At 62.1% G+C, this 13945-nt stretch carries 11 protein-coding genes; 6 read left to right on the top strand and 5 right to left on the bottom strand.

Features of this window, described 5'->3' with window-relative positions:
• Positions 1–18 precede the first annotated feature (18 nt).
• Both QWJ46_RS12355 and QWJ46_RS12350 read left to right on the top strand, forming a co-directional pair.
• Complete coding sequence (locus QWJ46_RS12355; RefSeq protein ID WP_302751367.1) at positions 19–414, top strand: VOC family protein; 396 nt, start codon at positions 19–21, stop codon at positions 412–414.
• A 65-nt stretch (positions 415–479) separates the two neighbouring features.
• Positions 480–2936 (top strand): glycoside hydrolase family 2 protein, encoded by a 2457-nt coding sequence (locus QWJ46_RS12350; RefSeq protein ID WP_302751365.1) that lies wholly within the window; start codon positions 480–482, stop codon positions 2934–2936.
• Between the two features lie 184 nt (positions 2937–3120).
• Here QWJ46_RS12350 and QWJ46_RS12345 read toward each other — a convergent pair whose 3' ends face one another.
• On the bottom strand, positions 3121–3513 hold the full coding sequence (locus QWJ46_RS12345) for a PRC-barrel domain-containing protein (protein WP_085776800.1): 393 nt from the start codon (positions 3511–3513) through the stop codon (positions 3121–3123).
• Between the two features lie 260 nt (positions 3514–3773).
• Here QWJ46_RS12345 and QWJ46_RS12340 point away from each other — a divergent pair, with 260 nt between their 5' ends.
• The 3 genes from QWJ46_RS12340 (at position 3774) to otsA (ending at position 9184) form a co-directional block, all read left to right on the top strand.
• The gene (locus tag QWJ46_RS12340; RefSeq protein WP_302751362.1) at positions 3774–5474 is read left to right on the top strand and encodes a long-chain fatty acid--CoA ligase; all 1701 of its coding nucleotides are present in this window, start codon (positions 3774–3776) and stop codon (positions 5472–5474) included.
• A 137-nt stretch (positions 5475–5611) separates the two neighbouring features.
• Entirely contained in the window at positions 5612–7237 is a 1626-nt protein-coding gene (gene pgi, locus QWJ46_RS12335) for a glucose-6-phosphate isomerase (protein WP_302751361.1), read from the top strand.
• Positions 7238–7768: 531 nt separating this feature from the next.
• Entirely contained in the window at positions 7769–9184 is a 1416-nt protein-coding gene (gene otsA / locus QWJ46_RS12330) for an alpha,alpha-trehalose-phosphate synthase (UDP-forming) (RefSeq protein ID WP_302751359.1), read from the top strand.
• Positions 9185–9314: 130 nt separating this feature from the next.
• Here the strand turns inward: otsA and QWJ46_RS12325 are convergent, their stop codons facing one another.
• The 3 genes from QWJ46_RS12325 to QWJ46_RS12315 all read right to left on the bottom strand — a co-directional run bounded on the left by QWJ46_RS12325 (position 9315) and on the right by QWJ46_RS12315 (position 11719).
• Positions 9315–10241 carry a carbohydrate kinase gene (locus tag QWJ46_RS12325; protein ID WP_302751358.1) on the bottom strand — a complete coding sequence of 309 codons (927 nt, stop codon included), beginning with the start codon at positions 10239–10241 and terminating at the stop codon, positions 9315–9317.
• A 62-nt stretch (positions 10242–10303) separates the two neighbouring features.
• Positions 10304–10993, bottom strand: a complete 690-nt coding sequence (locus QWJ46_RS12320) for an orotate phosphoribosyltransferase (protein WP_085776794.1) — start codon at positions 10991–10993, stop codon at positions 10304–10306.
• Positions 10994–11065: 72 nt separating this feature from the next.
• On the bottom strand, positions 11066–11719 hold the full coding sequence (locus QWJ46_RS12315) for a TetR/AcrR family transcriptional regulator (RefSeq protein WP_302751357.1): 654 nt from the start codon (positions 11717–11719) through the stop codon (positions 11066–11068).
• Positions 11720–11815: 96 nt separating this feature from the next.
• Between QWJ46_RS12315 and QWJ46_RS12310 the strand changes: the two genes are divergently transcribed.
• Positions 11816–12298, top strand: a complete 483-nt coding sequence (locus QWJ46_RS12310) for a DUF1772 domain-containing protein (RefSeq protein WP_302751356.1) — start codon at positions 11816–11818, stop codon at positions 12296–12298.
• A gap of 338 nt (positions 12299–12636) precedes the next feature.
• Here QWJ46_RS12310 and QWJ46_RS12305 read toward each other — a convergent pair whose 3' ends face one another.
• The gene (locus QWJ46_RS12305) at positions 12637–13815 is read right to left on the bottom strand and encodes a GGDEF domain-containing protein (protein ID WP_302751354.1); all 1179 of its coding nucleotides are present in this window, start codon (positions 13813–13815) and stop codon (positions 12637–12639) included.
• Positions 13816–13945 lie beyond the last annotated feature (130 nt).

Genomic DNA, 13945 nt, shown 5'->3' with positions numbered 1-13945 from the left:
GATTCACGGGAGGCTGCCTTGGCGAAGATGATCCACTCCATGATCCGCGTTCTCGACGAGGCGCGCTCGGTCGAATTCTACGGCAAGGCCTTCGGCCTCTCGGTCGCCGATCGTGTCGACTTCGACACCTTCACGCTGATCTATCTCAGCAATGCCGAGACTGGCTTCGAGCTGGAGCTGACCGTGAACAAGGGCCGCACCGAACCCTACGACCTCGGCAAAGGCTATGGCCATCTCGCCGTCTCGGTCGAAGAAGTCGCCATCGAGCGCGAGCGCATGGCGAAACTGGGGCTCAAACCCGGCGAGCTGGTAGAGCTCAACCGCGACGGCAAGTTGTTCGGCCTGTTCTTCTTCGTCAGCGATCCCGACGGCTACAAGATCGAGGTGCTGCAGCGCCACGGGCGGTTTCTCTGACGGCGCGCGATCTTCCGACCCAACCATAATTCCACAGCTTCGAGCGGCATAATCAGGAGCCCGCCATGATCGAGAAGACCGCGCTCAATTCCGGCTGGACGCTCACCTGCAACGATACAGGAAGACCCGACCTGCCGGATGCGATGCCGGCGACAGTGCCGGGATGCGTCCATACCGACCTTCTCGCCAGCCGGTTGATCCCCGACCCGTATATCGATGTCAACGAGATCACCAACGACTGGATCGGCAGGGCGGACTGGATTTATCGCTGCCGCTTCGAGGCGACGCCGGACGATAGCAGGGTGCAGGAACTCGTCTTCGACGGGCTCGATACGATCGCGGTCATCAGCCTCAACGGCGAAGAGATCGGCCGGACATTCAACATGCACCGCACCTACCGTTTCGATGTTTCAGGACTGCTGAAGGCGGGCACCAACGAACTCTCCGTCACCTTCCGCTCCGCCTACGCCTATGGCGCAGAGATGGAAAAACATTACGGCTACCGGCCCAACAACTATCCGGGCCCGGGCAATCTGATGCGGAAGATGGCCTGCAATTTCGGCTGGGACTGGGGGCCGACATTGGTGACGGCCGGTCTCTGGAAGCCGGTCAGGCTGGAGAGCTGGAATCGGGCGCGGCTCGCCGAGACGCGGGTGTCGGCCACGCTTGCCGGCAGCGACGGCTTGGTAAAAGTGTATGCGAGGCTGGCGCGCCACGGCAGTGTTGGGCCATGCCGGCTGGTTGCCGCAATCGGCTGCGTGACGACGGCGGTGGCGGTGGCCGCCAGCGAAGACGAGGTGTCTTTCCAGGTCATCCTGCCCTCGCCGCAGCTCTGGTGGCCGCACCATCTCGGCGCGCAGCCGCTCTATCCGCTGACGCTCACGCTGATCGACGAGGCCCGCGGCGATCGGCTCGACAGCTTCGAGCGCGAGCTCGGCTTCCGTTCGCTCAGGCTCGATACCTCGGCCGACGAGCACGGCTCGTCCTTTACCTTCGTCATCAACGACGTGCCGCTGTTCATCGCCGGTGCCAACTGGATCCCCGACGATTGTTTCCCGTCGCGGGTGACGGGTGAGCGTTACGCCGCCCGGATCGAAGAGGCAAAGGCCGCCAATATCCATATGCTGCGCGTCTGGGGCGGCGGCATCTTCGAGCGCGACGAATTCTACGAAGCCTGCGACCGCATGGGCATGCTGGTCTGGCAGGATTTCCTCTTTGCCTGCGCCGCCTACCCGGAGGAGGAGCCGCTTCGAAGCGAGGTCGAGGCGGAGGTGCGCGACAATGTCGTGCGGCTGATGCCGCATGCCAGCCTGATCCTCTGGAACGGCAACAACGAGAATATCTGGGGCTTCGACGAGTGGGGCTGGCGGCCGATCATCAAGGTCGGCGAAAGCTGGGGGCTCGGCTATTATCTCGACCTGCTGCCGAGGCTCTGCAGCGAGCTCGACCCCGATCGGCCCTATTATCCCGGCAGCCCCTATTCAGGCTCGATGGAGATCGAACCGAATGCCGACGGACATGGCTGCAAACATATCTGGGACGTCTGGAACGATGTTGGCTACGAGGTCTACCGCAACTACATCCCGCGTTTCTGCTCCGAATTCGGCTGGCAGGCGCCGGCAACCTGGGCGACGATCGAAGAAAGCGTGCATGATGAGCCGCTGACGCCGCAATCGAACGGTGTGTTCCACCATCAGAAGGCGACGCAGGGCAACGACAAGCTGATCCGCGGCCTTGCCGGCCACCTGCCGGAACCAAAGACGATGGACGACTGGCACTTCGCCACCCAGCTGAACCAGGCGCGCGCCATCCGCTTCGGCATCGAGCACATGCGCTCGCATCGTTCTATCTGCAAGGGTGCGGTGGTCTGGCAGTTCAACGATTGCTGGCCGGTGACCTCCTGGGCCGCGCTCGACTCGGCCGGACGCCGCAAGCCGCTCTGGTATGCGCTCAAGGCCGCCTACGATCCGCGTCTGCTTACCGTCCAGCCGCGCGACGGCGGACTGGCGGCGGTCGCCGTCAACGAGAGGACGCTGTTCTGGCGGGCGAAGATCAGCGGCAGGCGTTTGAAGCTCGACGGGACCGTGCTTGCAGAATTCGAGTTCTGGCGCCTGCTCTGCGATCGGTTCGAGTCCAAGGAATTTCCGCTGCCTGAGGACATCGTCAGGCCGGACTTACCGAATGACGAGGTGGTTGTCGTTGAGATACTCGACAGGCGAGCGTTTCACTATTTCGTCGAAGATATCGATCTCGCCCTGCCCGCGCCGCGGCTTGCGGTCGAGGTCACAGCGATCGACGGCGGTTACGCGGTCAAGGTGACGGCGCAGAATTTCCTCAAGGATCTCTGCCTGATGGCGGACCGGCTGGATCCGGATGCGGTCGTCGATTCGATGCTGGTGACGCTGCTGCCGGGCGAGAGCCATGTGTTTTCGGTGAAGACGGCGAAGGTGATTGAGGCTGATGACATCGTCGTCGGTACCGTGCTACGGTCGGCTAATGATCTCGTCGCGGGGCTGCGATAAACGCTGCCGCAACGTCTCGATTCCCTCTTCTCCCCTCGGGGAGAAGGTGCCCGTAGGGCGGATGAGGGGGCCGACGACGCCGGTCTTTCCAATATAGAGCCATGCGCTCTCTGTCATCCCGGAAACACACCAAAAAGGCCCCGCCTCCAACGGGGCCCTTCCATCTCGGTCCATCGAACGATGGTTACATCCAGTAGGGCGGCACGCCGTAATAATCATACACCCGGCGGCCATTGTCGTTGTACCAGGTGTCGTCATCGTCCGAATAGCTGGGTGCGCCTTCGATCTGCTCCTTGGTCAGGTCGATGCGATAGCCGTCCAGCTGGGTGTCGTAATTCAGCTTTTCCCAAGGCAGCGGATAGTGGTCGTGACCAATGCCCAGGAAGCCGCCGAAGCTCAGCACGGCATAGGCGACGCGGCCGTCGCGCTTGCCGATGATCAGGCGTTCGATCGAGCCGATATGCCGGCCATCAGGGCCATAGACTCGGGTGCCTTCGACGCGGTCGCTGGCGATCAGCGAATGCGTTTCCTTGGTGTTCGGGTCACGGCGGCTGGCGTCGGTGTCCTGATTCAACATTTGAACCTCCTTTGGGTGTTTCCTCATGGTTGGTATGAAGGGTCAACGCCATGGCGGACTCAAAGTTCCCTCCGTTTCCACACTGTGCGGCGGGCAATTGTTGACGTTTACGTCAAGGTTAGTATAGCTTCATTCGGCTTGAACCGTTCAGGCAATGGCATAAGCTGCCGGACTGGAAGATGGAGGATGCTTCCGGTCAATTACGAGCCGGTCGACCACGGCTCGACCGGCGCGGCGGCCGCAAGGGAGAGAGAGGCACGATGAGCAGCATTTCCGTCCATCCGAACGGAGCAAAAGCGGACAAGCCGTGGCTTGCCACCTATCCCGATGTGGTTCCGGCCGAACTGCCGCCGCTGGAATATGCCTCGCTTGCCGAACTTGTGGAAAAATCCTGCGCCCGTTACGCCGACCGGACGGTTTTTTCCAGCATGGGCAAGGCGATGAGCTACCGCGAGCTCGAAAGCCAGACGCGCAAGGTCGCCGCCTGGCTGCAGAGCATCGGCCTCGCGAAAGGCGATCGCGTCGCGGTCATGATGCCGAATGTCCTGCAGAACCCCGTCGCCACCTATGCGATCCTCAGGGCCGGCCTCGTGGTCGTCAACGTCAATCCGCTCTATACGCCGCGCGAACTCGAACACCAGCTGCGTGATTCCGGCGCCAAGGCGATCTTCGTCTTAGAGAATTTCGCCCGCACCGTCGAACAGGTCCTCAACAAGACCGATCTGCGCCATGTCGTCGTCACCTCCCTCGGCGAAATGCTGGGGCCGAAGGGGCTGATGGTCAATTTCGTCGTGCGCAAGGTGAAGAAGCTCGTTCCCTCCTGGTCGATCCCGCAGCATAAGAGCTTCGGTCAGGTGTTGCGCGAAGGCGCTGCAAAAAAGCTTCAGCCGGTCACGCTTTCGGGCGGCGACATCGCCTTCCTACAATATACCGGCGGCACGACGGGCGTTGCCAAAGGCGCGGTGCTGACACATCAGAACCTGCTCGCCAACAAGCTGCAGCTGTCGCTCTGGCTGCGATCGGCTTTCCAGCGCAAGAAACAGCCCGAGGTTCTGAATTTCCTCTGCGCCCTGCCGCTCTACCACATCTTCGCGCTGACGGTGAATTCGCTGATGGGCATGTCGCTCGGCGCCCACAATATCCTGATCGCCAACCCGCGCGACATTCCCGGCCTCGTCAAGGAGTTCGGAAAGTCGAACATTCATATCTTCCCCGGCCTCAACACGCTGTTCAACGCGCTGATGAACAACGCCGAATTCGCCAAGCTCGATTTCTCCTCGCTCATCATGTCGCTTGGCGGCGGCATGGCCGTCCAGCGCCCCGTCGCCGAACGCTGGTTGAAGATAACGGGCACGGCGGTGACGGAGGGCTACGGCCTTTCCGAGACCTCGCCTGTCGCCACCGCCAACCGCTTCGATTCGCCCGAGTTCACCGGCTCGATCGGCCTGCCGCTTCCCTCCACCGAACTCGACATCCGCGACGAGGAAGGCCGTTCGCTGCCATTGGGCGAAATCGGCGAGATTTGCATTCGCGGGCCGCAGGTGATGGCCGGATATTGGCAGAAGCCGGAGGAAACGGCGCGGGTGATGACATCAGACGGCTATTTCCGCTCCGGCGATATGGGCTTCATGGACGAGCGCGGCTATACCAAGATCGTCGACCGCAAGAAGGACATGATCCTCGTCTCCGGCTTCAACGTCTATCCGAACGAGATCGAGGAAGTCGCCGCCATGCATGCCGGCATCCTGGAGGCGGCGGCGATCGGCGTGCCGGACGGCCATTCCGGCGAGGCGGTCAAGCTCTTCGTCGTCAGGAAGGATCCGAACCTGACGGAAGCGGAGGTGAGGGCCCATTGCATCGCCAATCTCACCAACTACAAGCGCCCGCGCTTCATCGAATTCCGCACCGAACTGCCGAAATCGCCTGTCGGCAAGATCCTGCGAAAGGACCTGCGCGGCTGAATTTGACAGTGTGATGAAATTAAAGCCATCCGCTCGCCGCGGGTGGCTTTTTTCATATTGGAGCAGTGGCTGAACTTGATTTGCGCCTGAGAAAGCGAATAGTTTCCGCAACCTTTCCGCCTCAAAAGGAGCCTCTCATGAACCCCATCGTCGAACAGCTGAAAAGCACCGCTGATGCCACCAAGGCGACCGATCTCCGCGCCGCCTTCGCCGCCGATCCGCAGCGCTTTTCGCGCTTTTCCGTCTCGCTCGACGATCTGCTGATGGATTATTCCAAGACGGCGGTGAACGACGAGATCCTCAAGCTTTTGGTCAAGCTTGCCGAGGAGGGCGGCGTCGAAAAGAAGCGCGAGGAGATGTTCTCCGGCAAGGCGATCAATTTCACCGAGGACCGGGCGGTTCTGCACACGGCGCTGCGCAACCGCTCCAACATGCCGGTTCTGGTCGACGGCAAGGACGTCATGCCTGACGTCAACGCCGTGCTTGCCGCCATGGGCAAGTTTGCCGACGACATCCGCTCCGGCACGCTGAAGGGCGCCACCGGCAAGGCGATCACCGATGTCATCAATATCGGCATCGGCGGCTCCGATCTCGGCCCTGTCATGGCGACGCTGGCGCTCGCCCCCTTCCATGACGGCCCGCGCGCCCATTTCGTCTCCAATATCGACGGCGCCCATATCGCCGATATCCTGAAGCTGGTGCAGCCGGAGACGACGCTCTTCATCGTGGCCTCGAAGACCTTCACCACAGTCGAAACGATGACCAATGCGCAGACGGCGCGCAATTTCATCGCCAAGGCGCTCGGCGAAGCGGCCGTGCAGCACCATTTCGCCGCCGTCTCGACGGCGCTCGACAAGGTTGCCGCCTTCGGCATCGACAGCGCCCGCGTCTTCGGCTTCTGGGATTGGGTCGGCGGCCGCTATTCGATCTGGTCGGCGATCGGCCTGCCGCTGATGATCGCGATCGGGCCTGACAATTTCGGCAAGTTCCTCGACGGCGCCCATGCCGTCGACAATCACTTCCGTAAGGCGCCGATTACCGAAAACCTGCCGATGCTGCTCGGCCTGCTCGGCTTCTACCATCGCAATGTGCTCGGCTACCCCACCCGCGCCATCCTGCCTTACGACCAGCGCCTGTCGCGTTTCCCGGCCTATCTGCAGCAGCTCGACATGGAATCGAACGGCAAGGGCGTCACCGTCGACGGCACGCCGGTCGAGGGAAATTCCGGCCCGGTCGTCTGGGGCGAACCCGGCACCAACGGCCAGCACGCCTTCTACCAGCTCATCCATCAGGGCACGAGCATCATCCCGGCCGAGTTCATGATCGCCGCCAACGCCTTCGAGCCGGAGCTGCGCCACCAGCATCAGCTCTTGATCTCCAACGTGCTCGCCCAGTCGGAAGCGTTGATGAAGGGCCGCACCTTCGCGGAAGCCAAGAAGCAGCTGACCGATAAGGGCATGGACGACATGAAGGCCGATTTCATCGCGCCGCATCGCGTCTTCCAGGGCAACCGGCCGTCGATCACCTTCGTCTACGACAAGCTGACCCCTTACGCGCTCGGCCGGCTGATCGCGCTCTACGAACATCGCGTCTTCGTCGAAGGCGTGCTCTTCCGCATCAACTCCTTCGACCAGTGGGGCGTCGAGCTCGGCAAGGAACTGGCGACCGGCCTGCTGCCCGTCGTCGAGGGCAAGCAGAGCGCGGCGAGCCATGATTCCTCCACCCAGGGCCTGGTCGCGGCGCTGGCGAAGCTTGCGAAGTAAATATGGAGAGGTTTTTGCTCTGTCGCCCCTCACCCTAACCCTCTCCCCGTAAACGGGGCGAGGGGACGTGCCCTGTGAAAACTGGGTGGGGGACGGAGAGGTCGCGACATGTTCCCTTCTCCCCGCGGGCGGGGAGAAGGTGCCGGCAGGCGGATGAGGGGCGGCCGCCAGATCGTCATAATGGCCGCAAATGATTAGATTGATTTCGGCGGGCTTGGCGCCGCTGCCCTGCAAAAACCGGATTGAATGTTCCACTAATAGAAAATTGTAGAAAGAATTCTTTCAATTCGCCGCCATCGCCCTAGATTCAAGCAAAATCTATGCGCATGGTACTTCCGACGACATGACCTATCAAACCGGGGACGACACCCCGTTCCACTGTTTCCGCTGGTCTATACAGCGGGCAATTCGCATCCGGATCTGCTCTTTTGATGGCGGCGCCTGCCCTGCATCGCCCCTGCCCCGTCCAGGAGGCCCCCGGAACGCCCGCCACAGAGCGTTTTCCCGATCCATCTTCACTGAAGGAAGCTCATGAGCCGTCTTATCGTCATTTCCAATCGTGTCCCCACGCCGGCCAAGGATGGCGGCGCCGCGGCCGGCGGGCTGGCCGTCGCGCTGCAGGCAGCCCTGCAGGCGCGCGGCGGCATCTGGATGGGATGGTCGGGAGAGTCGAGCGGAGACAGGGAGCCCGGCGCGTTGTCGCTGCTGCAGAAGGGCAACATCACCTATGCGCTGACCGATCTCACCGACACCGATGTCGAGGAATATTATCGCGGCTTTGCAAACCGCGTTCTCTGGCCGATCTGTCACTACCGCCTTGATCTTGCCGAATATGGCCGGAAGGAAATGGCCGGCTATTTCCGCGTCAACCGCTTCTTCGCGCATCGGCTGGCGCCGATGATCGAGCCGGACGACATCATCTGGGTTCATGATTACCACCTCATTCCGCTGGCCGCCGAACTGCGGCAAATGGGGCTGAAGAACCGGATCGGCTTCTTTCTGCACATTCCCTGGCCGCCGGCCGATATTCTCGTCACCATGCCCGTTCATGAAGAAATCATGCGCGGCCTCTCCCATTACGATCTCGTCGGCTTCCAGACCGATTACGACCTCCAGAACTTCGCCGGTTATCTGAGAAGAGAGGGAATTGGCGACGACCTCGGAAACGGGCTGTTCGATTCCCACGGGCGGATTTTCAAGGCCGGCGCCTATCCGATCGGGATCGAGACCGCTGGATTCGCCGAATTCGCCGAGAGCGCGGCAAACAATGTCATGGTGCAAAAAACCCGACGCAGCATCGAAGGCCGCGACATGATCATCGGCGTCGATCGCCTCGATTATTCCAAGGGCATCATTCAGCGGCTGGAAGCGTTCGAACGCTTCCTCACCAGCAACCCGGCCTACCAGAACAAAGTGACCTATCTGCAGGTCACACCGAAATCGCGATCGGAAGTCCCCGAATACGAGCATATGCAGAAGATGGTCGCCGAACAGGCCGGCCGCGTGAACGGCGCCATCGGAACGGTCGACTGGGTGCCGATCCGCTACGTCAACCGATCGATCAGCCGCAACGTGCTCGCCGGTCTCTACCGCCTGGCGAGGATCGGACTGGTCACGCCGTTGCGCGACGGCATGAACCTCGTCGCCAAGGAATATGTCGCCGCCCAGGATCCGGATCGCCCGGGCGTCCTGGTGCTATCGCGCTTCGCCGGCGCGGCACGGGAGTTGAAGGGGGCGCTGCTAGTCAATCCCTACGATGTCGAGGGGACTGCCAATGCGCTTGCCAGGGGACTTGCCATGTCGCTCGAGGAGCGCCGTGACCGCTGGAGCATGATGATGGAACACCTGCTCTCGCACGACGTCTCGCTGTGGTGCGAAACCTTCCTGCGCGACCTGATGATCGCTCCAGAGCTTCAACCGGAGCGTGACTCCCGGATCGTCTCTTGATCGATCGGTGCCGGCCGGTCCTTCGGATCCCCGACGGGAGAAGAGGGGATCGAAACGTTGCCGCATATCTCTTCTCCCCTCGGGGAGAAGGTGCCGGCAGGCGGATGAGGGGCTGATTCTCGCTTAAGCCTTAAAGCCCAATCTCATGCGCCCATGGCGGATTGGCGCCGGCGCGGGAGACGGTGACGGCGGCGGCCTTGGCGCCGAGCGTCAGGGCGTTGCGCACCGCCTGTTCGTCGAGCGAGGCGACCTGCTCTTTGGTCAGCAGGTTATCCATCTTCAGCGAGGCCAGCACGCCGGCGTCGAAAGTGTCGCCGGCGCCGACCGTGTCGACGACCGCAACGCGCTCGCTCGGCACCGTCACCTTGCGATCCCTGGTATAGCCGGAGGCGCCTTCCGCGCCCTTGGTGATGACGACGAGCTTGGCGCCCTCGGCGAGCCAATGGGCGGCGAGCGTATCATGGTCACCTTCGAGCCCGAACCATTCGAGATCCTCGTCGGAGAATTTGACGATGTCGGCCTTTGCCGCCATGCGCCGGATGCGGGCCATATGCTTGGTCTTATCCTTAATGAAGCCCGGGCGGATGTTTGGGTCGAGCGAAATGACGCGGCGAGCGGCTTCGCGGTCGAGCAGTGCCTCGTAGGTTTCGCCGCAGGGGCTTGGGATCAGGCTGATCGCACCGAAATGCAGAGCTTCGCAATCGTCACCAAGCGCCGGCAGGTCGGCCTCGGTGATCATCCGGCCGGCTGTGCCCTCATCGTAGAAGGCATAGGTCGCCTGGCCGTTGACGAGCTTGACGAATGCGATCGTCGAAGGGCGCGGGGTGATGGCGCATGGGCTGTAATCGACATTGCTCGCCTTCAGCGTCGCCAGCAGGATTTCGCCCATCATGTCGTCGGCAATGCCGGTGAAGAAGGCGGTGGGCATGCCGAGGCGGCCAAGCGCGATGGCGGTATTGAAGATCGCGCCGCCGGCATAGGGCGCAAAGCCCTTTTCGCCAAGAGTCGTGTCCCTCGGCAGCATGTCGATCAGGGCTTCGCCGCAGCACAAAATCATCGGATTCCTCCCAACAGCACGGATATGTTCATCAACCGATTAAGCGAGCTTTTGTCAACTGGCTAGAGCGAAAGCTCACTCACTCCACCATTCCTCGCCGACCATGCCAGTGGCGCATCGAGGAAGGCCTCGACCTCTGCAAGCGTCTTGTCGTCGAAAAGCTTCTCTGCCCTGGCAACGGCAAGGACACTGCGCCAGGTGGCGATGTGATGCAGCCTGACCTTGCCATCGGCAAAACGCTGATCGCCGAAAATGCCGTAGAAGAACAGCGCGATGCCGTGATCGACAATGCCGCCAGCGGCGCGAATGGCGTCGATGAACTTGAACATGCTGCCGCCGGCCGTCGTCAGATCCTCGATAACGAGGACGCGCGAACCTTCCGGCATATTGCCTTCGATCTGGGCATTGCGGCCATGGCCCTTCGGCTGCTTGCGGACATAGATCATCGGCAGGCCGAGGCGATCGGCGAGCAGGGCGGCGAAGGGGATGCCGGCGGTCTCGCCGCCGGCGATGCAATCAAACTGCTCGAAACCGGCATCGCGCAAGAGCGTGCTGGCAGCGAAATCCATCACCGTCGACCGGATGCGCGGATAGGACAAGAGCTTGCGGCAATCGATATAGACCGGGCTCGCCATGCCGGAGGAGAGCTTGTAAGGCTGAGCCGCATTGAAATGCACCGCCTTGATCTCCCAGAGCATCTTGGCCACCAGTTCGGCCATCAGGGCGCGGTCGGGAAATGCGGTCTGGATCATCGGGCTCTCCTTCGGTTTTGCGTCTCCGGCAATAGCAGCAAGCGCCCATCGTTTCCAGACGCAAGGCGAGCCTTACCGCAACAGACGGCCTATATCGAAGACCTGCATCGTCTTGAACAGGGCAATCGTCCGGCCGCCCTCCTCCTCATCCAGCGACACGGCATAACGCACGGCCCCGGCAAGCAGCTGCATCGTCAGCCGGGCGATCGCCTGAAGTTCGCTGCGGTCCCGATCCGGCCAGAAGTGCACGAGCACGGCGAGAAACGCCTGGGCATGGAATTCCATATCTTCGGCGTCGACCTGCTGCAGCAGCTTATCGGTATGGGTCGCGTGCCAGATGTCGCGCATCACGGGCTCTCGGCGGAAGAAGGCATAATATTCGTCGACGATATTGGCGAGCGCCCCCGGCAGGGCGGCGGCGTCGGCGACCTTCGCCAGTTCCGCCTCGACGCAGCGCCGGCCCTCTTCGTTGAAGCGCTCGGCCAACGTCCGGATGATGGCGCTCTTGTCGGGGAAATACTGGTAGAGGGCGCCGAAGGAAAGGCCGGCCTTTTCGACGATCTCGCTCATCTTCAGGCCGTCGCTGCCATGGCTTTCGATCAGTTCGGCGGCGACGGCGAGGATTTTTTCGAATCGCTCGCGGCCGCGCTGCTGGCGCGGGATGCGGCGCGGCTGACCGCTATGGTCCTGCTGGCGTCTGCGCGTTGCGCGTTTCTGCTCCGACATCGTCTCTCCTTTGCCCGTTGACAAGAAAAATAAGAGAGTTTATCTGATTTTACAAATAAGAGAGTTTCTCTTATTTATCCTGGAAGGAGTTTCGACATGCAGATTGTCCTCATCCTTTCCCTGGTCGCCGCGGCGATCGGCAGCGGCCTCGTCGCCGGTATCTTCTTCGCCTTCTCGACCTTCATCATGACCGCCTTCTCACGCATCCCGGCCGAACAGGGCATTGCGGCGATGAACTCGATCAATGTGACGATCGTCCGCTCGCCCTTCATGGGCCTCTTCGTGCCGACGGCGATCCTCTGCCTCGTCGTTGCCATCCTCGCCTTGATCGACTGGCGCGGCGGGGCGTCCGCGCTGATGCTGTCGGGTGCTGCCCTCTATGTCTTTGCCTCCTTCCTCTCGACGATCATCTTCAACGTGCCGATGAACGACGCACTGGAAAAGGTCAGCGGCAACGGAGCGGAGGCAGTGGCGCTTTGGAGCACCTATGTCAGGGATTGGACGTGGTGGAACCATGTGCGAACCATGGCCTCGCTGCTTGCCTCGGTCGCCTTCGTCCGGGCGCTGATGATGGTTTGAGCAGCAGGCGCCCACACTCAAGAGAACCTCATCCTGAGGAGCCCATCGGGGCCTCGAAGGACGAGGCGGGCGGTCCAGGCAAGGAGTAGCGTTGCGGCGTGTCCTTCGAGGCTCCGCCCTATGGGCTACGCGCCTCAGGATGAGGAGCGTTGGAGGATGCCGCGGCTTGGGATGAGGGCCGCGGGAGAGGGCCGCGGCTCGGGTTCCGTCTCCGGCTTCCGCCTTGATCCGCGTCGTTCCGGCGCCCTGAGCGACAAGCGCGACGTCCAAGAGAGCCTCATCCTGAGGGGCCTCGAAGGACGAGGCGGGTATGCCGGCGTCTGTCGAGCAGTCGGGGATCAAGACGCCGTGCGCGACACCTCGGCCGGAACCGCGGTGAGATAGCCGGCAAGCTCGACCCGGTTGCGACCTCCACGCTTGGCGGCGTAAAGCGCCTTGTCGGCCGCACTCAGCATGGTGTCGAAATCGAGCGGCATCGCGCGGCCGGGCGCCACCCCGACGCTGACCGTGCATTTCAGCACCTCGCCGTCGATCGGGATTTCGCGCTCCTCGAAGGCTCTGCGGATGCGCTCGGCAGCGAGCTCGGCGCGGCCGGGCATGATCTCCTTCAGCACCAGCGCGAATTCTTCGCCGCCGAGCCTCGCGGCGGTATCGCCGGGGCGGCAATTGGCGGCGAGTTCCTCGGCGAAAACGGTGATCACGCGGTCGCCGGCGGCATGGCCATAACGGTCGTTGACGGATTTGAAATGATCGATGTCGAAGACGATCACAGCGGCGGTCGTGCCCATCGGGCGGGTGCCATATTGATCGAAGACGGCGCGACGGTTGAGCAGACCGGTCAGCGGATCGGTGATCGCCTCGAGACGATGGCGTGCGGCGAGCCGCCATTGGTGCAGCGCCAGCGACAGCGCGCCGATCCCGGTCATGCCGGCGATGCAGACGGCAAGGCTCAGATCCTCCGCCCAGTTGCTGGGCGCCTTGCCGAGCACCAGCTTGCCATCAGCAATCAGCACGGCGGCGCAGAGAACGAAGGAAATTGCCGTCAGCGTGTAGAGCGCCACAATGCCGAGGAGCGGCGCCGGGGCTTCGGCGCGGGCGAGCCAATATTGCCGAGCGGTGGCAAAAAGCAGCAGGGCGATGGCGAGATTGTCGGCGATGAAGGCAAGACCGTCATATCCGGCAACCATCGGCACGATCGAGAAGGTCATCGCCGCCAGGGCCCGAATGGCAGTGGCAACGATCGATAGGCGGCCGGTAAGGAACTGTTTGCCCGCGCCCCAGATGGTGGCGAAGCCGGCATGGAACAGCATGAAACTGCCAATGGCGAAGCCGATATCAGGCCTGCTCACATAGGCGCTGTAGACAAAAATGCCGCTGACGACGAAGACGAGACCGATGGTGGCGGTGAGCAGCACGGTTTCGGCCCGGCGCACCAGCCAACTGCCCATCAATGTGACGGCAAGGCAGGCCGCGGAGACGCCGAGCGCCAACAAAAGGGAGTTGTAGTCAAGCATCATGCTTCTTCAGTCTCCGCAGCGGTGGCGCGCCAGATAATTGGCAACGTGGGGGTTCCGCGGAGAGAAATGTCTTATGCACCCGTTAACAAATGATGCATTGCACAATGAAAATGTTAGGCGTCTAACGTCC

The organism is Rhizobium sp. CBN3 (genome assembly GCF_030518245.1).
Classification (GTDB): Bacteria; Pseudomonadota; Alphaproteobacteria; order Rhizobiales; family Rhizobiaceae; genus Rhizobium; species Rhizobium aethiopicum_A.
The sequence above is the reverse complement of the archived record's forward strand: the minus strand, read 5'-3'. Positions and strand labels throughout refer to the sequence as shown.

What these genes read in the sequence shown, in the direction of transcription:
- QWJ46_RS12340 (WP_302751362.1), top strand. Translation starts at nt 3,774, where the DNA reads ATGAGCAGCATTTCCGTCCATCCGAACGGAGCAAAAGCGGACAAGCCG.
- QWJ46_RS12305 (WP_302751354.1), bottom strand. Translation starts at nt 13,815, where the DNA reads ATGATGCTTGACTACAACTCCCTTTTGTTGGCGCTCGGCGTCTCCGCG.
- pgi (WP_302751361.1), top strand. Translation starts at nt 5,612, where the DNA reads ATGAACCCCATCGTCGAACAGCTGAAAAGCACCGCTGATGCCACCAAG.
- QWJ46_RS12345 (WP_085776800.1), bottom strand. Translation starts at nt 3,513, where the DNA reads ATGTTGAATCAGGACACCGACGCCAGCCGCCGTGACCCGAACACCAAG.
- QWJ46_RS12315 (WP_302751357.1), bottom strand. Translation starts at nt 11,719, where the DNA reads ATGTCGGAGCAGAAACGCGCAACGCGCAGACGCCAGCAGGACCATAGC.
- QWJ46_RS12310 (WP_302751356.1), top strand. Translation starts at nt 11,816, where the DNA reads ATGCAGATTGTCCTCATCCTTTCCCTGGTCGCCGCGGCGATCGGCAGC.
- QWJ46_RS12350 (WP_302751365.1), top strand. Translation starts at nt 480, where the DNA reads ATGATCGAGAAGACCGCGCTCAATTCCGGCTGGACGCTCACCTGCAAC.
- QWJ46_RS12320 (WP_085776794.1), bottom strand. Translation starts at nt 10,993, where the DNA reads ATGATCCAGACCGCATTTCCCGACCGCGCCCTGATGGCCGAACTGGTG.
- QWJ46_RS12325 (WP_302751358.1), bottom strand. Translation starts at nt 10,241, where the DNA reads ATGATTTTGTGCTGCGGCGAAGCCCTGATCGACATGCTGCCGAGGGAC.
- otsA (WP_302751359.1), top strand. Translation starts at nt 7,769, where the DNA reads ATGAGCCGTCTTATCGTCATTTCCAATCGTGTCCCCACGCCGGCCAAG.